At 55.6% G+C, this 21,028-nt stretch carries 18 protein-coding genes; 9 read left to right on the top strand and 9 right to left on the bottom strand.

All coding sequences use genetic code 11. From position 1 onward, the window contains the following. Positions 1 to 10: 10 nt before the first annotated feature. Complete coding sequence (locus tag ACZ5KW_RS00795) at positions 11 to 1,798, bottom strand: PKD domain-containing protein (protein ID WP_343778056.1); 1,788 nt, start codon at positions 1,796 to 1,798, stop codon at positions 11 to 13. Positions 1,799 to 2,129: 331 nt separating this feature from the next. On the opposite strand from ACZ5KW_RS00795, the gene ACZ5KW_RS00790 reads away from it, so the two are divergent. Continuing rightward, complete coding sequence (locus ACZ5KW_RS00790; RefSeq protein WP_343778057.1) at positions 2,130 to 3,095, top strand: M48 family metallopeptidase; 966 nt, start codon at positions 2,130 to 2,132, stop codon at positions 3,093 to 3,095. Between the two features lie 45 nt (positions 3,096 to 3,140). Here ACZ5KW_RS00790 and ACZ5KW_RS00785 read toward each other — a convergent pair whose 3' ends face one another. Further along, complete coding sequence (locus ACZ5KW_RS00785) at positions 3,141 to 3,623, bottom strand: hypothetical protein (protein WP_343778059.1); 483 nt, start codon at positions 3,621 to 3,623, stop codon at positions 3,141 to 3,143. Positions 3,624 to 3,748: 125 nt separating this feature from the next. Beyond that, on the bottom strand, positions 3,749 to 6,568 hold the full coding sequence (locus tag ACZ5KW_RS00780) for a RecQ family ATP-dependent DNA helicase (RefSeq protein ID WP_343778060.1): 2,820 nt from the start codon (positions 6,566 to 6,568) through the stop codon (positions 3,749 to 3,751). A gap of 359 nt (positions 6,569 to 6,927) precedes the next feature. On the opposite strand from ACZ5KW_RS00780, the gene ACZ5KW_RS00775 reads away from it, so the two are divergent. Beyond that, positions 6,928 to 9,204 (top strand): phospholipase D-like domain-containing protein, encoded by a 2,277-nt coding sequence (locus ACZ5KW_RS00775; protein ID WP_343778062.1) that lies wholly within the window; start codon positions 6,928 to 6,930, stop codon positions 9,202 to 9,204. 110 nt (positions 9,205 to 9,314) lie between these two features. On the opposite strand, the gene ACZ5KW_RS00770 is transcribed toward ACZ5KW_RS00775, so the two are convergent. Further along, on the bottom strand, positions 9,315 to 9,713 hold the full coding sequence (locus ACZ5KW_RS00770) for a hypothetical protein (protein WP_343778063.1): 399 nt from the start codon (positions 9,711 to 9,713) through the stop codon (positions 9,315 to 9,317). After that, positions 9,710 to 10,141 carry a TrmB family transcriptional regulator gene (locus ACZ5KW_RS00765; protein ID WP_343778065.1) on the bottom strand — a complete coding sequence of 144 codons (432 nt, stop codon included), beginning with the start codon at positions 10,139 to 10,141 and terminating at the stop codon, positions 9,710 to 9,712. Before ACZ5KW_RS00765 ends, ACZ5KW_RS00770 begins: the two co-directional genes overlap by 4 nt. 196 nt (positions 10,142 to 10,337) lie before the next feature. On the opposite strand from ACZ5KW_RS00765, the gene ACZ5KW_RS00760 reads away from it, so the two are divergent. Further along, positions 10,338 to 10,544 (top strand): DUF7837 family putative zinc-binding protein, encoded by a 207-nt coding sequence (locus ACZ5KW_RS00760; protein ID WP_442490325.1) that lies wholly within the window; start codon positions 10,338 to 10,340, stop codon positions 10,542 to 10,544. A 369-nt stretch (positions 10,545 to 10,913) separates the two neighbouring features. Here ACZ5KW_RS00760 and ACZ5KW_RS00755 read toward each other — a convergent pair whose 3' ends face one another. After that, positions 10,914 to 11,270, bottom strand: coding sequence for a DUF7718 family protein (locus ACZ5KW_RS00755; protein ID WP_343778067.1), 357 nt, complete (start codon positions 11,268 to 11,270; stop codon positions 10,914 to 10,916). Positions 11,271 to 11,452: 182 nt separating this feature from the next. On the opposite strand from ACZ5KW_RS00755, the gene ACZ5KW_RS00750 reads away from it, so the two are divergent. Further along, entirely contained in the window at positions 11,453 to 11,818 is a 366-nt protein-coding gene (locus ACZ5KW_RS00750) for an HVO_A0114 family putative DNA-binding protein (RefSeq protein ID WP_371153042.1), read from the top strand. Positions 11,819 to 12,137: 319 nt separating this feature from the next. Here ACZ5KW_RS00750 and ACZ5KW_RS00745 read toward each other — a convergent pair whose 3' ends face one another. Beyond that, positions 12,138 to 13,742, bottom strand: a complete 1,605-nt coding sequence (locus ACZ5KW_RS00745; RefSeq protein WP_343778069.1) for a bifunctional metallophosphatase/5'-nucleotidase — start codon at positions 13,740 to 13,742, stop codon at positions 12,138 to 12,140. Positions 13,743 to 14,192: 450 nt separating this feature from the next. On the opposite strand from ACZ5KW_RS00745, the gene ACZ5KW_RS00740 reads away from it, so the two are divergent. Together ACZ5KW_RS00740 and ACZ5KW_RS00735 are read left to right on the top strand one after the other, a co-directional pair. After that, positions 14,193 to 14,456, top strand: coding sequence for a DUF7342 family protein (locus ACZ5KW_RS00740; protein ID WP_425544604.1), 264 nt, complete (start codon positions 14,193 to 14,195; stop codon positions 14,454 to 14,456). 554 nt (positions 14,457 to 15,010) lie between these two features. Then, a complete protein-coding gene (locus ACZ5KW_RS00735) occupies positions 15,011 to 15,697 on the top strand; it encodes a ribonuclease H-like domain-containing protein (RefSeq protein ID WP_343778071.1) in 687 nt (228 codons plus the stop codon). Between the two features lie 70 nt (positions 15,698 to 15,767). Here ACZ5KW_RS00735 and ACZ5KW_RS00730 read toward each other — a convergent pair whose 3' ends face one another. Continuing rightward, the gene (locus ACZ5KW_RS00730) at positions 15,768 to 17,747 is read right to left on the bottom strand and encodes a coiled-coil domain-containing protein (protein ID WP_343778073.1); all 1,980 of its coding nucleotides are present in this window, start codon (positions 17,745 to 17,747) and stop codon (positions 15,768 to 15,770) included. A 4-nt stretch (positions 17,748 to 17,751) separates the two neighbouring features. After that, the gene (locus ACZ5KW_RS00725; protein ID WP_343778075.1) at positions 17,752 to 18,432 is read right to left on the bottom strand and encodes a hypothetical protein; all 681 of its coding nucleotides are present in this window, start codon (positions 18,430 to 18,432) and stop codon (positions 17,752 to 17,754) included. A 227-nt stretch (positions 18,433 to 18,659) separates the two neighbouring features. On the opposite strand from ACZ5KW_RS00725, the gene ACZ5KW_RS00720 reads away from it, so the two are divergent. The 3 genes from ACZ5KW_RS00720 (at position 18,660) to ACZ5KW_RS00710 (ending at position 20,919) form a co-directional block, all read left to right on the top strand. Further along, complete coding sequence (locus tag ACZ5KW_RS00720; RefSeq protein WP_343778077.1) at positions 18,660 to 18,944, top strand: hypothetical protein; 285 nt, start codon at positions 18,660 to 18,662, stop codon at positions 18,942 to 18,944. Between the two features lie 17 nt (positions 18,945 to 18,961). Further along, positions 18,962 to 19,573 carry a hypothetical protein gene (locus tag ACZ5KW_RS00715; RefSeq protein WP_343778079.1) on the top strand — a complete coding sequence of 204 codons (612 nt, stop codon included), beginning with the start codon at positions 18,962 to 18,964 and terminating at the stop codon, positions 19,571 to 19,573. A gap of 77 nt (positions 19,574 to 19,650) precedes the next feature. After that, positions 19,651 to 20,919, top strand: a complete 1,269-nt coding sequence (locus ACZ5KW_RS00710; protein WP_343778081.1) for an ATP-binding protein — start codon at positions 19,651 to 19,653, stop codon at positions 20,917 to 20,919. The last annotated feature ends 109 nt before the right edge of the window (positions 20,920 to 21,028 follow it).

Below are 21,028 nucleotides of genomic sequence, written 5' to 3'. Positions count from 1 at the left end.
CGACAGAGGCTCACTGGTCATCCCCATTCATTCGGGTCCGGGCATACGCAGCGCCGACAATACTCGTTACAGCAACCCCGATGCCAAATCCAGGTGTGGTTCCGGCGGTCGACTCCTCAGAGGACTCCCCAGCATCTGTCGACGCGTTGCTCGACTCTTGACCGTCTGAGGAAGTATTATTCGGCTCTTGGTCGTCTGTCGACGTGTTATTCGACTCCTGACTACGTTCTGTCTCGGTCTCACCGACGCGAACCGTCGTCGTCGTTGTTTCAACACGGCCTTTGTCGTCTATCGCTCGCAGGGTAACAGCGTACTCGCCGGGCTCGGTGAACTGGTGCGTAATCGTCTCGCCAGCCGCCGTCTCATCATCAGTGAGCTCCCACGTGTACGCTAGGATCGCTCCCACACCTGGTGCCGTTGAACTCGCATCAAAGGTGGTTTCGTTGCCAACCGTTGGCTGATCAGGTGTGTACTCAAAGGCCGGTCGAAGACCCAACTGCTGGCCGAACTCGCTGACATCCTCACCGTCGAGACTTCGCTGGTGGAACTCGACGATATCTTCGAGCGCCACACGGGGAGAGTGGCCGGCGCCCTCGTACACTTTGAATTGGGCGTCGGCTCCAGCTTGCTCGTAGGCCCGCTGGCAGGTCGGGAAACGGTCTGCGACCATCGCTTCTCCGTACACGTCCAGTGCGATTTCGCGCATCTCGTCGCTCCACGCGTCGTCGTACGGAATCGTGTCATTCCCGTCGTCTTCGCCCATGTAGAGAAGTTGGTTCGTTTCGCTCAGCGCGTCCAAATCAACAGACTCCCCGGTCAGCGCTTCAACATCGGCAATGCCGATATGAAAGTCGAGTGTGCGGTCGTCGGCCTCTTCCAAGGGGAGGATCGCGGTTCCATTGAGACCGCCAGCCGTCACGGAACGGACACGCTCGGGATGGAGAACTGTAAAGCGGTCAACGAAGTTGCCCGCGGCAGAAAACCCGTTCAACATGAGCTGATCGTCAACCGGATACGACTGATCGCTGAGGCGCTGCCGGGCGTCATCCGCCATGCGTAGCAACTGGCGGTCGACGCGTTCCAGCGGACCGTCCGAGATCTGCATCGTTTGGCGGTCCAGCGCGTGAACGTAGTGGCGCCAGTCAACAGGCTCAGACTCAGGTCGCGGGAAGACAGGAATCAAGAGTGGAACCGAAAGCCGATCGGCTATTGTCCTCGAGGTACCAACCTCGATCCGATGTCGTGCTGAGCGTTGCTGGACATCAAAGTCGTCCGTCGTCTGCCCGCTGTTATTCGGCTGGACGAGAATCGAAGCCTGTTGTTCATTTTCCCGTCGCGCCGGCGCGTAGAGGAAGTATGGGTAATTGAACCCGGCATCTGGATCAGGCTCGACGAGAGTTGGCTCGATCCCGGGTGCGAGGTTCGGCTCGCCGCTAACAGTGATACGCGCCGCCTCCCGTGCGATCCCCTGCCCATCGCTGTTATACAGGTTCGCGGTGACTGTCTCGGTCTCGGTTAGCGGTGGCTGAAGGTCCACCTCGTACTCCTCCGTAGCCGTCCCGGCGTCGAGCGAAATTGGTCCAGCAAGGGTGGTTGATTCAGAATCCAATATTCGGAACTGTGCCTCGACATCTGTTCGAACTTCTGCGACGGTGAGCCGAGTACCGTCGGTAGCTTGATCATCGAAAGTAATCGAAACGTCCGACGAGGTCTGTGCTACAACGTTAGTAGCGGTACCGAGCGTGGCAAGTCCGAGGACCGATACTCCGGCGCCTGAAACCACATCTCGGCGTTTCATCGGCTCTCACCTGCCGCGGGAACCACACACTGTGTGACTTCGTGTGCCACACTGCTCGGATCGCTGTGATTCCCATTCGGCTCTCCCTCAATACTGATCGGCGTGTGGAGTCCAACTGGTTCTGTCATCTACCTTGATTTGGCACGAGGAGGGTACTAAAACCACCCAATTATCTTATATGTATACGATTCGCTCGCTGCGAAGAATTACAAAATTGTAACGGAAGTCACTACTTCGTGCGAATTTCGATTCGGTGTCGTACCACGGTGGAAATATATGGGACCTGAAATTAACCCAGTGGGACTATTACCCCCGAACAGAATCACAAATTATGGATTCGAAAACCAACATATCACTTGGAGCCACTGAACTCAAGTATCCGTATCGTCGGGCTCGACTACTTCTGTCGGGCTTCGGGTTCCTCACAGCGCTCTATTTCTTTGGATCAGCGCTCTTTTTGATCCCCGCTTTCTTTCTCGTGAGCGCGTACGGACCGGTTGGCTGGCTACTGACGATCCTTCTCGTTTCAGGGATAATCGGCTGGATAGCGTATCGTGGCTACACGAACCAACTCAGTCGGATACTGGGTAACGCTGAGCGAGTGACTGCGGAATCCCATCCAGAACTTGATGACGCGTTAGCGTTCATCGATCGTGAGTCGGAAAAGCGGGGGATGAACCCCCCGGAACTCTATGTTACCGACCAGCCCGACGCCAACGCGATAGCGCTTGGGCGCCGAAAAAACGGGTATGTCGTCCTCCATGACGGCCTCTTTACGACACTCGAAGACACGGCTGAGCTAAACGCAGTTATTGGCCACGAGATCGCACACATCGCAAACCGGGATTCAATCATGATGCAGCTCACGGCCGGAATCCAGGAAACCCTCATTCGGTTCTGGACTTGGGCCGGGTACGCACTCCGGTCGTGGATGTACCAACGTCGAGGCGTCGTGCTCGGTCCGCGTGAGGAAGACGCCCTCCTTCAGAAGGCGGAGAAACGAGCGCGGTACGTCTGTAGCCCACTCGGACTGTTTACAAAGTCGCTCTCACGGCATCGCGAATACATTGCGGATGCCGAAGGAGCCGAAGCAGCTTCACCTACTGCGATGGTGGAAGCGCTCAAATCGATTGACGGGAGTGACCAGGAATCACCCACCGCCGATGTCCCTCAAGCTCTCTGTATCCACGGCGAAACAACGGGCCTGCTGTCGCGATTGCGAGCGACCCACCCACCGCTGAAGAAACGGCAACGAAATCTACAGAAATCGTTCGATGACACTGCGATTGATTCCTAAGCCGCTGTCTTAGACGGCCGTCTCAACATCTGCCGGGACGGAATCTCACTCTTGGCTATCAAATCCAGGTACTTCGAACAGCGATTCGGTAATTTTGCTCGCCTGCGGGTTGGTCGTCCGATCAGGCAGCAGATTGAGAACCTGCGCTTCTGAGAGCAGGTATACGCTTGATTTCGTGCCGCTACGCATGCGCCGATGTGTGAGATAGAACACTCGCTCACCCGGATTTGGGTCCGCAGCCCAGACTGACGAGATCTCGCCGGGGGGCCGAATCCGCCCACCACTCTCGTCGACGTCTTCGATATCGTATATCTTGTAGATGCCAACGTTTGTGTAGGCGTCCTTTTCTAACGGCTTCTCTGAAAGGACGATATACCGATTGTCGTTCTCTACACTCCAATGAATCGCAGGGCCTTTCGTGAGATGGTTCGTCGCGACTGTCTCTTGGACTTGTTCGGGAAGTCGAATCATCCCGCCTGAATTAATAGTCGCCTGAATCAGGAAATCCCATCCACGAAACCCATCCATATTCTCTGAGCACTCCTACACCAACCTAAGTGTTTACGCTCATACAGTCGCCAACCTCCATGCGTCAAGCGCCAGCCTCAGAGTTACCGTCGTCGGGTGAATCCGTAGAATACGACGGGGGCAGTTCACACCTCTGCCAACGCAAACGGATACACTGGCCCACTCCCGGCGTCACGAAGCACAAACGACGCTTCAGTAAATGCCCAGCGTGAGTCAACAAGGTCGTTGATAAGCAACACTGGGCCGGTCTGAACACCAGCAGTCACTGCCATCGTATCTTCGACGTTCCACCGCTTCTGATACGAGTTGGCCAACTCTTCGCGGGGTTGTACCGTATCAGTTTGTTCTAGCGCCTCAACATACGGGAGCTCGAGCGTCGCTGCGATCTCCTCGGCAAGCGCAGCGACTTGCCCAGTATCGTCCCATAGCGGAATCGACGTCACCCACGCCGGCGCAGGCGACGGCCCCCACTCGTCGAATAGTTCAACGGCAGCCGAGACAAGCTCCGCACTGTACTGGCCAGAACCCCGTTGCTCACGGACACGTGCTCCCCAACCAGGGTCATCCAGAGCCGCCAACACACGGCCGTCCTCCATGTTGCGGTCATCATCGATCACAGAACGACCGCCATCCTGCTTCGGCAAGTAGTATCGCGAGGAGATCTCACCGGTCGAGATACCTTTGTAGTGGTCAACTGCCACATCGATCAGCTCCTGCTTCTCGACAGTCGATGGAACAAAGTCACCAACACAGTTGGCGCAGTGCCCGCAGTCTGCCTCAAGAGATCCGTCCAACTCATCGTCGATGAACCGCGTCAGGCACGCATCGGTCGCCGCAAACGTTTGGATTCGCTCCAGCTCATCCCATCGATGCTGCGTAACTGATTCAATGCGCTCGTGGTCGTACGACCAGTCTTTAGTTGTCCGCTCGTACCCGTTCTCGCCTTTGTAGATAGCATTCTCGACCCGCAGGATGTTGAGACAGGTATCTGCAGCACCCCAGCCGACGTTGACGTGTTTGAGGAGTTCGTATTTATGGAGTTGAGCGTCGCTGGCCTCGATCGTGTCGAGCACCGCCTGGAAGGCCTCCGGTTCGGGGAAGGCCTGCTCGATGAAGTACTCAGCCACCTCATCGTCACTCTCGCCGCTCAGCATGATTGCCTCCGCTTCATCGAGCGCACGCCCAGCCCGGCCAATCTCCTGATAGTATCGGATGAGGTTCGGTGGCCGTTGGAAGTGGATCACCCACCCCAAATCGGGCTTGTTGAATCCCATCCCGAGTGCGTTCGTTGCGACGAGGGCGTCGACGTCATTTGTCATCAACTGGGATTCAAGCTCTCGTCGGCGGTCGCCGTCGAGACGCCCATAGTATGGCTCCACATTGTGACCGAATTTCTGGAGCCACTCAGCCACGAGTTCGACTTCATCAGTCGTCAGGCAGTAGATGATGCCCGAGCCATCGAAGGAGCCAAGATTTTCAGCGAGCCACGCGAGCCGCTCAGCCTTCGAATCCATCTCAATGGTCTGGATCCGAAGTGAGTCGCGAACCAGTTCCCCACGAATCGCATCAAGATCCGGCACCTGCGTCGTGATATCATCGACGACACGGTCATTGGCAGTAGCCGTCGTTGCCGCCACCGGAAGATGTGCCGGCAATTCGTTGAGAATACGCTGGATGCGACGGTAGTCAGGCCGAAAATCATGGCCCCAATCAGAGATACAGTGGGCCTCGTCGACGACAAGCAGCCCGAACTCCTCGTCCATCTCTAAGAGGATCTCCTCTTGGAACTGCGAATTTGCGAGTCGCTCTGGTGAGATGAGGAGGACATCACACTCCCCCTCGACGACAGCGGTCTTTGCCTCGTCCCAGTCGTCAGTGTTGTTGGAGTTGATTGTCCACGCAGAGAGTCCCAGCTGATTCTCCGCGTCTTGGACTTGGTTGTACATCAGCGACAACAGCGGGCTCACGATGAGTGTTGGACCAGCACCTTGCTCTCGGCGGAGCTTGGTGGCCGTGAAGTAGACTGTACTCTTGCCCCATCCCGTCCGCTGGACTAACAGCAGCCGATCGTTGTCATTGACGAGGCGGTCAATTGCCTCCCACTGTTGTGGGCGAAACTCCGCGTCAGGACCGATACTTCGTTCCAGCAGTTCTTGCGCTCGAGCTCTAGGTACTCGATCCGTGTCGTCTGGCTGTACTTCCTGAGCGGGTGGCTCGTCACCCGAGTGCCCAGTAGAATCGCTTGCCGGTGATTCAAGATCCGTACGGCTGGTAGACTCGTCACACTGTTCCGAGTCCTCTACGGTCCCGTCATCAGGGTCGGTAGTCTGGGTCTCGCCCGTCTCTTTAGTGGCAAGATCTTGTCCCTGACCCGCCGTTTCATCCGACTCAGTCCAGTCTTCGACAGCCTCACGGAGAGATGGTGCCACGCGCTCACCAACATACTGGGCGGCAGTAAGCGCGTCAACAGACGCGTCAATAACAGCAGTTGGCGTCTCAAAGCCCTCCTCACCCAGCATATGGTAGTACCTGATCGAGTAGCCACCCTCTTGAAGCGCTTCAGCAAGTGGTGACGGCGTGAACCATTCAATGAGCGATCCGGCGGCCTCCTCTGGTGGCACCCCGACAGGTGCGAGGTCACCATACGCTGAAGCAACCTCACTGCGGGGCACATCCAGCCCGTCTGCGAGGTTTGCTAGTAGCGTGCCCTCACTCTCGCATGCCTCATTGGCCATCGCCCAGATACAACGGCAGGTTCGTTCTCCAAGCTGTGTCGAGCTTATTAGGGTGAGTAACGACCCTGCGACAATCTCGTCTATACCCTCATAGCCAGCCTCAGTGAGTGCTGTCGCCCGCGTGGGACCGACGCCAGGAAGGTCCGTCAGCTCTGCTGTTGAGTCTGATGAGTCGTCAGTAGCGACTGTCTCAGCATTCTCATCACGCATCGCTGAACGGAATTCGTAGGAGTGCTGGTACCCGATAGCAGGCCACGAGTGAGCCGGGTCACTCTCACCACTGACGTGGTGGATGACCTGACTTAGTGTGTCTTCGAAGCCGCAGCCAGAAACGGGACACGAAACTAAGCCTGCCATCAATATCTCTACTGTCTGATGTGAGCAGACCGGCTTATGTCTTGTTGTACAGAAAGAAAGTTTCAGTATTAATATTATTCCGAATATATTCCTGAGGTCGAGTCGAGTGAGGGAGTTCCATCCATGTTAGCACTGATGTAGTGGATCCAGTGGCCTCCACTTTCACCACCCTTAACACAGTTTTTATTCACATTAGTTGATTGCCACTAAATATGGACGAAGTAACGGCGAACATCTCATTCGATAAGTACCCGGACATGCCAGAGTTCTACGGGTCTGGTGCGGCGAAATATCGCTTAGCGATGGTGAAAGACCGGAGTGACTTTCTGGACTTGTTCGAAGGAGCTCACCATGTTGATGCGGTAACGTACGCAGAGACGCCGGAGCTGATGGTGAAAATGCTGACTGAGTATAACATTGGGTCGTTAGATGTTCTCATCGGTAATTCTGATGACTATGCGGAGCGGGTGAATGAAGTTGCGACCGCAAAATCACTCGTTCAGTTGCGCCAAGACGATCGCCTGACGATCCGGTTGAAGAACCAGAAGACGGTTCATTCGAAGATTTACCGGATCGTCATGCCGGACGAGACAGTCAAACTCGTCCACGGGTCAGCGAATCTCTCTCGGAACTCCTGGGAATATCACACCAACCAGATCGCTATACTAACGACCGAGGTGGGTACTGAACTCGATTCAGAATTCAAACGCTTCATCGACGAATACCGCGAGGGGTACAGCGATCAGACACTCTTGGAAGGACTGGTTGAAGCATTAGAGGAAGCTGATTCGCCGGAGGAGCGAGAGAATCGAATTGAGTACTGGGTCGGGGCCGGCGATCTTGACGTGAGTGACACTGCTGCGCTCAATCAGGACGCTGTCGAGGATCTAAAAGAGGTCGCTGATCAGGTGACTGCCGTTGTCGACGATCCAGATGAGGCAGACGAGACTGTCGCATTCGTTGAGGAACCTGAAAACGCTGACCGCAGTGTCGTGGAGCCGAGTGATGTCGACGAATCAGAGGATGAACGCGATGACACTGCCGAAGAAGCACCAGATGTCGGACTGATTGAGTCGGATCATGAAACAGAGCTGACTGACGGGCTTGACCGACCGCGCGTGCGCACCGCAGATGAGAAGATCCGAATGGGGACGAGCAAAGTCGACAGAGACACCGCAGACAAATTCGGATCGAGACTCCGCGATAGCGGAGCCACCGTCGAAGATCACAGTATTACAGCTCCGATGAGCGCGTACACCCGCGAGGTTAAAGAGTCGACATCGATTCCAACGATGTCTGTCCTCCCAGAGGCCGAGCAGGTTGTGATCGGCGAAGACGATGAGATGATCCTTGTTGCGACTGAGGAACCGACCCCAGAAGTCCTCGACCACTGTCTCGAAACAATCGAGGACTACATCCTGACCGTCAGGAACCACGGCCACACCCAATCTGAGGAGGCGGTGATGTCACAGATGTACGAGGCGTTTCTCTACGGGTTCTGGGCGCCGTTCGCGAACCAGTACGCAGAGGCGCTATCATCACCGTCTCGGACACTTGATAACGTCCTCCAGCACCTGTACATTGAGGGCAAAAGCGACGCAGGCAAAGACAAGCTCACCGAGTATATCCTCCGGCTCATTTCTGACAACACAGTCATTTCTGGTGTTGACGCTGACGAGATCGGGGTCAAGGAAGTCCGTGGGATTCGTGAGTGGGATACGTGTTTCCCGTACGCTATCATCGACGCGGAAAAAGAGAAGATCCAGCGCTGGAGCCCGATTCGGAATTATTGGAGTGATTGGACCCCCACAAGTGTCGACCAGCCGTGTCTCATCTTTACCACGAATGATGCGCTTCCGAAGTCGGAGTTCCGGAATCGGATGAAGATTCTCAGCATGGACGTCTCGTTCCCATCAAATCCAGAGGACCCTGGCTTCCGGGAAGCACAAGAAGATCTGTCTGAGGTGTTGGAACGGCAGAATCCGATCTTCAGTTACGTGGCCCGGCGGATGGTGACTGAGAAGCCTTGGACCAACGGGAGTGGGACAATTGAGGATGTCCGGCAGATCATGCGTGACTTCTATGAGAAGGCCGGCCGAGAGGAGCCGGACTACTTCCCGGCTGATGAGCCGGCAGAGAAAGAGTACAACACAGGTCGGCTGATGTGGCAACGAGATATCCAGGGTGGTCGCGTCACCTTCGAATCTGAACCGGGGGCCATCACAGCGAACTTCGATCGGGAGGGGTACGAGGTGTACGACTACGAAAAACGACTTCCAAAGCGGTTCATGTCTGAGAAATCAGCGACAAGCGTGTACATTGGTGCTCCTAAGGAGTTTGCGGAGTGGGTCGGATTCTCAGTTGAAGAGTTGCTGAGCGACGAGACAGCAGCCAAGATGGGCGGTGATGATTCTGAATCCAGCAATGAGGAGACCACCGAGGCAGAAAACGGCTCCAGTGGGTTTCTAACTCGATTGCTCGGACGGTAAGGCCCCCACCGTCAGAAAGTATATCAGGTGATTCGCACACAAGACGGGCTGATGACAGATCCTGGGTCCCCGCAAGAAGCGTAACAGATATTCAAAACCCCAGATTAGAGCTATACCCAACCAACGTCTTTGTTGAACGCGAAGAGTATCTCGCCAACGACTTTCTTCATGAGACCTTCCGTGAGACGTCCTTGCCATGGGTCAGAGATACTGTCATAATCCAGTGGGGCTTGGATCTGCGACGTCCGGGGTGAGTGGATAGAGAGGGGAAGAATTCGTGAGGGTTCTGGTGTACCACCCATCTCCCAGTGTTCGTTAGATAGCGGGTGGCCGATCAAGTGGTCTGTTGTTGTGAGCGTTACGCCCACGAATTGCTTGCCCTGAAACGGATGTGTCTCTGTGGTCACGATAGTGAACATCCGCGAGACATCACCACCGAGTTTGAACGGGTCGACCGTCCAGACTACATCACCGACCCCGTATTCTCTACCCCCATGTGAGACGTTCATCCGTCGGAATCCAGGTCCTCAATCTCAATGGTCCGCGTTTCATCTACTTCCTCGTCGTCAACCTCGGACGGATGTGGCTCATCTGGCTGCGACTCACTCCACGCCTGGGCGTCCTCTTCACTTTCGATTATTGGACCAAATGCCTCATTCAGACCAGTAAGAGCGTTGGAGAAGCGAATTGCTTCGTCAAGGCGCTCACGGTCGTTGGTGATCGCCCAGTGATTCTTGCGGTGTCGGACAAGCCCGCGACTCTTCAATCGGCTGAGGTTCGTCGCCACAGTGTTCGGATCGCGGTCAATGGCCTCAGCGATTTCACTCCGCTTCCACGCCTTCCCATCGTTCTCAAGGAGGAATTCGACGATAGCCTCTCCAGTGGTGAGTTCTTCCCCATTTGTCTCTTCTTCGAACTCATCGATTTCCATTGGCATAGTTACTGTTACTTTGTGCTACTGTAAAAGTGTGCTGCCGTAAACTGTAGTCTTGTGGTTAACAGATCCCAGTCTTAACCAACAGTGATAGGGTATATTGAGAATTGTTGGTTAACTTTCTACAGAGGAAAATGAATCATCTGTCGTGATTCGCGGCCAGCACTCACCACACATTCCCGCCGAGTGTTTATGACAGATGAAACTAAACGGCCGGATGGAAGGAGAGTCACACGCTCCTCCTTCCCCCCTAATGACCGACAGTCCGCCGGCACTTGGACATTGTCCGAGCTGCGAACAAGAGATCTCAGCGGCCTGGAAGCTCATTGAGTACGAACAAGCAGACGGGAACACGGGCATCTTCGCGGAGTGCCCGTCCTGTGAGAAGGTTGTGAAGCCGGAGTAGAAAGGATCGTAACGCTCTACTCAGTCGATGCGTCCGCCTGAATGGAGTATTCGATTACGATATGATCATACGGTACGGTAAGGTTTGGAGGGCCCTCCTGGCGCAAGACGAGACCTGCGTTCACCAAGACGTCAACATCACCAAGAACACTGGCACTTGACCGATTGAGCCGAGTCGCCAACTGTGAGTGATTCTTCGCTGGCGTAGCCATCAAACTTCGTTCCTCCCGCTGGCCGGGCTCAACGGCCCGATCCAGCAAATGCCGATGAACCGCGGCCACTAACCGCGGTCGACGTCTCCGCTGCCGGGTTCACCCCACCAGCTGGAGAATGGCCGTGCTGTCGGCACGATTACCGCACGCGGAACCTGTCAGCTGTCCCGCGGCTGCTTCCCGTGGGTATCGAGATAGGCCTGCGCGAACCGTTCCCAGTTCCGCTCAAGGTAGGCATCAGCTTCGTAGAGACCGTCAATATCGACATCGAAGTCCTTCGTCTCGGCACCGTGGTCTCGGTAGTACCGGTCGATGTGGATGGTCCCCGACTCGTGTTCGGTGTTGTCGACCTTCGCTACTTCGACAACGGTCCCATCCGCCAACTCGAAAAAGAGGATGACCGCGAAGGAGTCGGGAGTATCAAGGCTCGGATCGGCGCGCGCGCCGATTTGAAAAACTGTGCTACGGACTCGATTCAGTTCGTAGAGGTACGCAAAGTCTGGATTTCCAGTCATGTATGTAGGTGTTCAAGCTGAGAGACGCAGAACGTCTCCTCAATTATACATACGTGTTTGTTGAACTTAAATGTTTTGATTCTGACTGTTGAGAGGGGATATATCGCTTACAATCCCTATTTCGAGTGTTTCAGTAAGGCTTAAGCCGTTGAGGTGTATACACAACGGTACGGTGAGACAGTATGTCTGAAAGTAGTGTGGGTACGACCCCTAACGCGGACGCATCTGACGGCGGTGACAACACTAAGCTACGGGGTGAGTTTGCCCGGTCGCTTGCCCGGGGCGGCATGTCGGGCGTTCAGGTGATCAGTTGGGACACGGCCCAAGAAGTGCTCACACCGATGCGGCGAGAACTAATCGAGCAACTTCGAGAGAGTCCGCCGGATTCGGTCCGGTCGCTTGGTCGAGATCTGGGGCGAGACAAGGGACAGGTGAGCCGTGATTTAGCAATCCTCGCAGAACACGGGATCATCCGGTACGATACCGATGGCAGCGCGAAGAAGCCACGGCTCACGCAGGATCACTTGGTCGTTGAGCCTGTCGTTTAACGCGGCTTCGCTCGCTTCTCCCTACGCGCTGCGACTCCCAGTACGGGTCCCAGTCCGGTTAGTCCGAGTAATCTAATTGTGCGTAGTAAATACTAATTAGGGGCCGATTCCTCGTGTAGGGTACGTGCCAGGGAAACCCTCGTGTAGGTGACCTGAGAGCGCTTCCAAAGGGCGGTCCTCCCACAGTATATCGATGCGATGTTCCCAGACGTTAGAGGCGTCTAGGTGGTCAATACAGGAAGCGATAGCATCCACGTCTTGCGGGGCTATAGATCTTAGATGAGAATCTTAGATATATGTCTTAGAACAAGATCCCGACTTACAGCCGACTGATCCGGCCGTCTGTCTCCGGAGCAATTGGCGACTGCGCACGGATGCGGTCGATCACCAGCTGTGAGATTGTTGTGTCGCCAGCGCCAGTCCGCGTCGCATCCGGCAGCATGCTGTACCCGTCACCACCATCAGCCATGAAATTGTTCGTCCCGAGTGTGTAGGTCGCCTCCAGGTCCAAGGGGTCACCACCGACAGTGACATCGGCTGGGTCAATCCGGTCGCCTGGGTCGCCATCGGGGTCCCAGGCAAATTCCATCCCGCTAACCTGCGGGAACCGACCTTCGAGGCTCTCAACTTCACTCACACCGTTTTCCAGGGCATCGTGAATCGTCTGCCCACTCACCTCTAATTCAATCGTCGTATTCCCGAACGGGAGGATCTGCCGAATGAGGAGGTCAGTAATATCACCCGGTGAGTACAGCGTGTTTGTCCGGATTCCCCCACCGTTTTGGATGACAACATCAGATTCGAGGGCAGCCCCAACCGCATCGGCAACGAAGTTCCCCATATTCGTCTCGCCGGTGCGGAGGTCCTCGCTCACACAGTTGAGCTGGACACTGGCTTCCCCAATCACTTCGCTGTCGACCTGCCGGCGATAGAAGTCGGCGACCGCCTCGACAGCTTCGCTCGGCTCCATGTCCTCCTCGCTCACGTCGTAGACAGATCGATCGAACGATTCGATCCCGTCTTCACCAACCTCGAGGGTTACCTCCCCTAGGAAGTCGTACTCGTCGCCAACGAAAGAAAGGATGGTATCATTGACCTCGACTACCTCATCGAATTTCTCAGCGGCGTCATCACCGACGATGACGTCAATGCCGTCGACGTTCGGGGCAATCTCATTCCGCGCTAAGTCGTTGGCAACGTGCGACATCACAATGACCACCTCAGCACCGTCATCTCGCATGTCCGGGACAACCTCACCGAGTGCGTCGGTCGGCGATCGGACCGTCGCATTCCCGAGACTCGTTACCTCCCGGGCTCGTGGCGTCAAGACCCCCGTAACGCCGATTGGAATGCCGGCCACATCGACGATATCGTAGCGCTCGGCCCCTTCGGCGCCGGCAAACACCTCACCAGAGGGCCCGTCGACGTTCGCAGTGACCCACAGAAAGTCCTCAGTCTCACTAACCCGTGTTCGGAGGACATCTGGGCCGAAGTCAAAGTCGTGGTTGCCAAACGTGTCATGAGTGAGGTCACCTGCCTCAAAGGGGTCTATGACGTGTTGGCCTTCGAATTCAGACGACAGGGCGGACGATCCGAGATCATCACCCGCTCCCAATCGGAGCGTCCGATCCGGCTCCTCTAGATCGTCCATCAATCCGAAGTAGCTCTCAATGTTTTCATTGTCATCAGCGTCTGCGTTTCCGAGTCGGCCGCCAACGTGGGTGTCGTGAAGTAATGTGAGTGATTCTGTGGAAGGCTCTGGAGACGTCCCACTGTCTGTACCATTTCCGTTTGTCCCGTTGGGCTGTGAATCCGTGGAATTGGCCCCACTCTCGCTGAGATTACACCCAGCGAGCGAGACACTGACACCGGTTGCCCCAAGATACGTGAGTAACGACCGTCGTCGGAGATTCTCGTCTCCCATGCTAAATTCGAAGTTTCTGTAGGTTGTTAATTCTACCTGAGACACAGAATGTTCTCAGCTGGGGTCAGAGGGCCAAGTCAAAGTGGGTTTGAGTCAACGTCTGGGTAATTGATTAACCAACAATGGGTAGCTGTTAGTTGATTGTTGGTTAACAGTCGTGGGAAGGGCTAATACCGATTCTCACCAGTCAGATTGATTCGTTGGAAATGGTGAACTCGGTGGGTACGCACATTGTATTGAGAATATTTCGTCGAAATTCGAAACCCAAAGCGCTCGGGGCAGTCGAGACGGCAAACGGTTGCCAACAATGGCTGCGATCGCATGTGGAACGCAATTGAGTTCGACCGTGGAAAATAGAATAGGTGATAATTGTACCCTTGTAGCTACCAAGAAAGACAAATTCCACCGTGCCGCGAGTGCGCTTAGTTGAATTGACGGCGAGTACCGACTATGTTAACGTTCAACTCGGCCCCAGACGAGTGGACGGAGAATACGAGGCCATTTGAGCGGGTTCTCTCAATCACATGTACCCTCTCAGAACCGCGACCGGCAGCGTATATCGCATCAGAAGCTGCTGTCGCCGAAACGACCGCACGCACCAATCTTGGCTATTTCGTCACAACAGAGGTGGCTAAAAAACACACCAATGAACGGCCAACGACAGATACCACAGATGGATTGTACCACCGGTTTCAGACAATCTTGACCGGATAGCCGAACACAACCACGATGGACTTCAGCACCTCTTGGATACACTCCAATCCCAAACGAGACGTAGAAAAATGAGTACGATGTTACGTCGCCTGAGAAACTCCGTGAAGGGCCGCAACTGAGCCCAATGACGAATAGGTGTCAGGGCGCCGTATAGCCAGCGACTGTCAGTTAGTGCGTTACCGACTCAGCGTCGTTCAGCATTCCCTTCGGAACTACGAACAGCACCAGCGGTGGGTGACACTGGCACACAAGGGTGCGCTGTTAGCGTCAATCGACGGGGTTCAGTTTCGGGTCACGTGCCTGGAGGCAATCGTTACCAATGGATTGACCGCGCAGGAATTCAATGAACAGTTCCGTCCACAGCAACCGTTCTGAGTCCAGCACCAACGAGCCTCACTGTTATTCCATCTATCTATCATATTAAGGTAATTGATATGACCAGCAGTATACTATCAACGTAGCCGCGAAGTAATGCGGTTCACATCTTTCGGTGAGATAATAAAACTCGGCTTTTCACCGAAGCTTGAAATGATAACGGAGAGATCTCGGCAAGCATGAAACTCGACAAGGAATTCGATGACCACGACCGGATCGTTACGTTCGATATCGAGACCACACACTGGGACCCGGACAAGGGTGAGACGGTCGCAATCGGTGTCGGTCACCACGAGCCAAGAACTCCCGGAACTGACGCCCAATATGAATCGTTCGCCCGCAGCAATCACGGGATCACGGACGAGCAGGACCTCGTCCGGAAGGCGTTCAGGTATATCGACGAACTCGACGGCGACGTACTCGTGAGCTACAACGGTACCGATTTCGACATGGACTTTCTCGCTGAGCGAAGTACTCGATTTGACTCGGCGCCGTCACCCCCAGCCCTCCACACAACGGGCCAGCACATCGACCTCTTCACCGACCGGAAGACGGCGTGTGATCCAGGAGAGAAGTGGCCCTCGCTTGAAGAGTGTCTCAGCGGCTATAATTATCCAGTCCCGAAGACAATCTGGAACGGCGCCCCGCTCGATAATTCCCGCTTCGGCGACGAGTTTGGGCCAGCGTTTCTTGATGTCGTTGCCACCGAGCATGAGCAAGCAATCGCCGCGTTCCGCGAGGTCCTTGAACATTACCTGAACACTGATCTTGAGGCTAACATCGCTCTGTACTATGCTGATCGGGGCCTTTCCTTTGACCCCGTCACGCTAGGAGTGCCAGGAGAATTCAGTACCGAGTTGTTCTGAAACCCCTCGCAAAAGGCGATCGTTTGGCGAACAGTGTTTGGATAACAGACACGGAATACCGTTGAGCCGCTCAGCGAAGGTCTAGTACAAGCCCTTTGCTCGTTTGCCTGAGTGTTCCAACTCCTTGTGTAGCAAGCCGATTGAGCGCCATTGACGCAACCTGCTCGGTTACACTCAACTCGTCCACGACTGTATCCAGCTGGATGTACTCTGTCGCTACATCCAGCAGCTCGTCCCGGATCCTGGTCTCGGTGGTCTGTACCCGCTCAGCGAGGGTCTCGAACTCGAATAGTTCGGCATTAGCTGTCACCAATGACTGGCTCGAATCGTATATGAGCTGCCGGTCGTGTAGGTCGACAAGGACAACACCTACCTGCCGGCTAAACGTGGTTCCGATGTCATCACCCCCCTGGATGGTCTTTTCTACCGCCTCGGTCCATCCTGTCGGAGAAGCAACTGCCACAATGCCCGGCACATCGTCCTGCTCGGCACCACGCACGACGTCATTGATTACTTCTAAAAGGTCGGCTTGGGTCGCTGGGCGGTCATCAGCGCCGTAGCGCGCGAAGGTCTCCAAATGTGACTGTATGCGGAGCTCAATAGTCAGCTCTTGGCTTCCAGTCAGCGGAAACCGTCCCGAGCGTTGCACAACAAACCGTGAGTTGCGATTGAGAGGATAGTTTCCGAGCTGGGTATCCACGTCCATCTCATCATCGACAGCGTCGTCCAATAGCTCCCGCATCCGCTCACGTTCGTCACGGCGTTGGTGATGATCGCGCCAGTATGCCGGCTCAGCGCTGAATGCGTCTCCGTCCGGGAGGACGATACGCTCCGCCTGATGGACTGCTTGTTCAAATCGGCTGGAGTAGTCGAACTCGGCAATGCGAGCTTCACTTGCCCGGACCGGCGGTATCTGCTCACCGTCGCGGTCAGGCAGTTCGCCGCGCTGGAGCGGCGTCCGCTCGTCTTCTAACTGCTGACGTGTCTCTTCAAGCTCGATTCGTTCGGCCTCGAGTACAGCGAGTTCATCGGCAATCCGGGCTCGCTCATCGCGGAGTTGGTCGAGCTCTGCGTCAACAATCTGGCTCACCTCATCCTCGATATTGTTGGCCGCAAGTCGCTCCTCAAGCCGCTCGATATGCTGTTCGAGGTCTGTTAATTTTGACTCCCGCAACTCAATTTGCTCAACCAACGCCGCCTGTCGGTCCGCTTGTTGGTCTAACAGCCCCTCAAGCCGGTCAAGTAGCGACGACAATTCTTCTTCAGTGGCGTCGGTGGTCGTCGTCTCGGTGTAGTCGAGTCTGTACAGTTCGGCCTCGAGCTGACGGTACTCGTCACGGATGCTGTGATGCAGCGACTGGGACAGTTCATCAATCGAGTCGCCGAGGCTCGCCTCTAGTTCAGCAACGATCTGCTCGCGGTCGCTCGCTGCCTCGGCTGTCTCGAGGATTGCCTCCTCCATGTCGTCGACGACATTCGGCAGCCCGTGGTGGGTGATATAGTGCCCGACAGCGTCTTGAAGTGTCTCAAGCCGATCTCCATAGATAGCTTTCAGCCCCTGCATCTGGTACTTGCTTAGCTCTGAATGATCGCCGGTCAGTCCCTCATTGAGTGACCGGAGCTGTGGCGCAACCTCCTTGCGGACCATCTCATACAGTTGGCCGTCATGACTCTGAATACGCTGTTGTAACTCATTATTATCGGCCTCGTAGACGTCGTACTGACGGAAGCGGTCCACCTCGATCATCCGTTCTAACACATCTTGTGGGTACTGCGCCGCAAGTGACCCATCTGATTGCGCAGCATCGAGATCAGCCGCAGCAAGCACCAACTTCGCGACCTCAATCCGGCTGCGAAGCTTATCATGCGTCTCATCGAATACGTCGCCCTGAATGTTGAGATCCCGAACCGTGAATCCACACTCGATGAGTGTCTCATGTTCGTCTTTCCGGCGACGGGCGAGCCCCGGCGCGTTCCAATGACTGATCCCCTCGCTGATCACCGTCTTTGCCTTGTTAAGACACGTTTCGATGTCGTCTTCTGATGACATTGGCTTAGATTGCGTAGCTGAGCTCTTCTTCGATGAACGAGCGAAGCACCTCCGGCGCGTCGCCATACCCCCAAACATGAACGTCTACATGTGTGTCGCCACTTGGCCCCGCAGACACTTCGTACGAATACCGGACTGTCCCACTCTGTGTGGTCGCGACGTACTGTTTGTACGTCGTATCAGTCCCTGTTCCGCTGTCTTCGACCGTCGCGTCCCGCTTTCGCTTAATCGTCTCAAATGCCCACTCGACCTGGTCTGGGGAGGCATCCGTCTCAATACCGAATCGCTCGTGGTTTTCGTCAGGGGCGACATCGACCTCGTCAAGTTCGTTTACTCGCAGGTGGTCGATGCCATCAACTTTCGCGGAAAGGTCCTCGTAGAAGGATTCGAAATCGTCTTCGCCCACGCGAATGATGCGCGCAAGGCCGCGAATTTTTTCCACCTCGATATCATCGCGATTGTTCAGCAGGTATTCAACGCGTTTTCGTTCAGCATCCGACTGATAGTCCAACGCAACAAGGTACTCACCCGCCGGATTTTCGGCGCCATCCGATGATTCACTCGACGTGTCATCTTGTCCGGTTCCGACTGAGTTCCGATCGAATGCAGTCTGAGATGTCTCCTCATTCTCGCCTGACTGAGCACGATTCGTCCGGCCACGTACACCGTCTCCTGACTGGCGCATCTATTTGTTCACCATGACGCTCGTTACTCCCATATGCGTCATATCTGACCTAAAGTCTTCCCCTCCAAATATGGTGTGTTCTGAAGCCGCCAAGCTAAAAACGCAGGCCCCACATTCCACTTGTGGAGGAAATATCCCATATTCCACCTTCTAGGGGCCTAAATAATCCTGAGTCTCCAATTTAGCCGAAAAGTTTATGTTGTTATCCAGCAATGGAGTAAATGCGGATGGACCAAATAAGCCAACTGTTGATCGCCGCGGGCCTACTGAACCTGCTCGTGGGTGTTGGGTACACCGTCGTGGTGTACACGACTCTCGAGAAGGTTCCAGCCTTAGCTGGTATGCTCGGGTTCAGCCTGGCAATCGGCATCATCCTAGTCCAAGCCTGGTTCGGAGAAGCGTTCCTCTCAGTCTCCGTGGCTGAGATGAAGCAATTGGTGATAGTGGCGGTGGCTTGCGCAACCATTGGCATCGCCTCGATCACCACCGTGTTCGAACCGACGACCAGCTAACACCCCACCCAACGACAATGGATTTCCGAAACTACATCAAGACGCAATTCGGCCTGCAGAACAGTAGCAAAATCCTCGACCCCGCGGTCTACTCCAATCAGGCACTCGAGCAGGACATGCTCGAGCTGGAGATGGAGCGGGAAGAGACGGAACACAAGATCGATGAGCTCAACGCGGAGCAGGAGGCGCTCTACGACGAGGGCGCCGGAGCACCGGAGTACAAAAAGCAGAGCCTCGCGACCGAAGCGGAGCTCATCGAGAACGAACGGGTCCAGTACGAGGAGTCGTACCAGACTCAGACCGACAAGCTAGGGCTGCTGCGCGCAGTTCGCGGCGTTCGCAAGCGCATGCGGAGTTCGGATCTCACCATCGACCAGCTGATGGAGGATGCCAACAGCACGGAGGTCGGGGCAGCCGTCCGCGGTGAACTCCGCGATCTCAAGCTGGACTCGAAGAAGGTGAACAAGATCATGGGCGCCCTGAACATCTCCGCTCAGGTGTCCTCCTCGTCGACGAACCGCAGCTCCAAGAATAAGCACCTCGGGCGGATGGAACAGCGTGAGGAAGAGCGCGAATACGAGACCCGCAACAGTTCCGACAGCCGGTCTCGGGCCCGCTCAGACGACTAGTCTCGCGGCCACCCTTCCTCATTCAGTCAGTGAATCGGTGACCAACTATCCAGCCACACAATCATAACAGTCAGCCAATGAGATACGACGCACACGAAGTCGATCGGCTCAACAGCAGGTACACCACGGAGCTGAACAAAGCCGAAGACGCGGCAGATGGGAATCATCCAACGAAGGCGGCTGAGCATTACCGGAACGCTGCCGACGCAAAAGAGGCAATCGCGCACGAGCGTGGAATGACTGTCCCCGAACGGGTACACGAGTTACGCGAGATCGCCGACCGAGCGGAAAAGGGGGACGCAGTCATCCGCAGCGATCAGGCGTCTTATGACCACGGCCGCCCGAACGCGAATGACCGTGGTGGTCCCAACGGTGACCGTGATGAGCCCTCGGAATTCCGTGAGGTGATTGAGAGCTTCATCGTCGACGCCGATGTTACATGGGAGGACATCGGCGGGCTGTCCGACACGAAACAGCGGTTACGGCAAACGCTGGCACTCGGCGCCGTCGGTAACAAGCCGGCAGCAGTCAAGGCTGCACAATCGACCCTCATGTTCGGGCCGCCGGGCACGGGGAAGACGCTCTTAGCAAAGGCCGTCGCCACCGAAACTGACGCGACGTTCTTCAACGTGAAGTTGGGGTCACTGCTGAGCAAGTGGTACGGCCAGTCCAGCCAGAAGATTATCAATCTCTTCGAGGTAGCCAGAGAGCTGTCACCATCGGTCATCTTCCTCGACGAGATCGACGCTGTCACAACGAGTCGTGGGGGTGGTGGTAGTGACAATGCTTCCAGACGGGTGCTCGGGACCCTCCTGTCAGAACTGAGCGAGCTCCGCGACGATGACTCCTTTACCTACGTCATCGGCGCGACGAACACCCCTTGGGATCTGGACTTCGCCATCCGCCGCCGCTTCGACAACCGACAACTTGTGCCCCTGCCCGACCAGCGGGCCTGTCAGGAGATCGTCGAGGTACACACGGTCAACGGTGGTGTCTCATTCACTGGCGCACCTACCGATCACCTTCCAGATGACGCCGCAGTCGAGTTGAGTTCGGTTTCAACTGTGACAGGTGCGATCGGGATGGGGGCCCACCAGCGCGGCTTCACCGGCAGCGACATCGAGGCGCTGGCAGGCGAAATCATCGCGAACATGGTCCACCGGACAAACCCTGATCTTGCGGAACAGGCTGATCGGAGCCTCACAGCGTTACAGGACGAGTCTTTGGAGACAACTCCCATTGAACCCGCCGAGACCCGAGCCGCTTTTGAGACGATTAGCCCGTCGCTGTCGGCTCAAGATATTGAGCGCTTCCACGAGTGGGACGAGCAGTACGGAACCGGGTAACCACCTACGGCGGTCTTCTGACCGCCGCCCACATTTGCGTGATGCCAATCCAACAACCGTTTACGACATATGACCCTGAAAAACCACCTGACAGGGTTGGAGTGTACGA

Source organism: Halorubrum ejinorense (assembly GCF_055389685.1).
This window is presented reverse-complemented; position numbering and strand designations above follow the sequence as displayed.

Bases quoted from the DNA above. Each gene is read 5' to 3' on its own strand.
- ACZ5KW_RS00795 (WP_343778056.1), bottom strand. From the start codon at position 1,798: ATGAAACGCCGAGATGTGGTTTCAGGCGCCGGAGTATCGGTCCTCGGA.
- ACZ5KW_RS00790 (WP_343778057.1), top strand. From the start codon at position 2,130: ATGGATTCGAAAACCAACATATCACTTGGAGCCACTGAACTCAAGTAT.
- ACZ5KW_RS00785 (WP_343778059.1), bottom strand. From the start codon at position 3,623: ATGGATGGGTTTCGTGGATGGGATTTCCTGATTCAGGCGACTATTAAT.
- ACZ5KW_RS00780 (WP_343778060.1), bottom strand. From the start codon at position 6,568: ATGCGTGATGAGAATGCTGAGACAGTCGCTACTGACGACTCATCAGAC.
- ACZ5KW_RS00775 (WP_343778062.1), top strand. From the start codon at position 6,928: ATGGACGAAGTAACGGCGAACATCTCATTCGATAAGTACCCGGACATG.
- ACZ5KW_RS00770 (WP_343778063.1), bottom strand. From the start codon at position 9,713: ATGAACGTCTCACATGGGGGTAGAGAATACGGGGTCGGTGATGTAGTC.
- ACZ5KW_RS00765 (WP_343778065.1), bottom strand. From the start codon at position 10,141: ATGCCAATGGAAATCGATGAGTTCGAAGAAGAGACAAATGGGGAAGAA.
- ACZ5KW_RS00760 (WP_442490325.1), top strand. From the start codon at position 10,338: ATGAAACTAAACGGCCGGATGGAAGGAGAGTCACACGCTCCTCCTTCC.
- ACZ5KW_RS00755 (WP_343778067.1), bottom strand. From the start codon at position 11,270: ATGACTGGAAATCCAGACTTTGCGTACCTCTACGAACTGAATCGAGTC.
- ACZ5KW_RS00750 (WP_371153042.1), top strand. From the start codon at position 11,453: ATGTCTGAAAGTAGTGTGGGTACGACCCCTAACGCGGACGCATCTGAC.
- ACZ5KW_RS00745 (WP_343778069.1), bottom strand. From the start codon at position 13,742: ATGGGAGACGAGAATCTCCGACGACGGTCGTTACTCACGTATCTTGGG.
- ACZ5KW_RS00740 (WP_425544604.1), top strand. From the start codon at position 14,193: ATGTTAACGTTCAACTCGGCCCCAGACGAGTGGACGGAGAATACGAGG.
- ACZ5KW_RS00735 (WP_343778071.1), top strand. From the start codon at position 15,011: ATGAAACTCGACAAGGAATTCGATGACCACGACCGGATCGTTACGTTC.
- ACZ5KW_RS00730 (WP_343778073.1), bottom strand. From the start codon at position 17,747: ATGTCATCAGAAGACGACATCGAAACGTGTCTTAACAAGGCAAAGACG.
- ACZ5KW_RS00725 (WP_343778075.1), bottom strand. From the start codon at position 18,432: ATGCGCCAGTCAGGAGACGGTGTACGTGGCCGGACGAATCGTGCTCAG.
- ACZ5KW_RS00720 (WP_343778077.1), top strand. From the start codon at position 18,660: ATGGACCAAATAAGCCAACTGTTGATCGCCGCGGGCCTACTGAACCTG.
- ACZ5KW_RS00715 (WP_343778079.1), top strand. From the start codon at position 18,962: ATGGATTTCCGAAACTACATCAAGACGCAATTCGGCCTGCAGAACAGT.
- ACZ5KW_RS00710 (WP_343778081.1), top strand. From the start codon at position 19,651: ATGAGATACGACGCACACGAAGTCGATCGGCTCAACAGCAGGTACACC.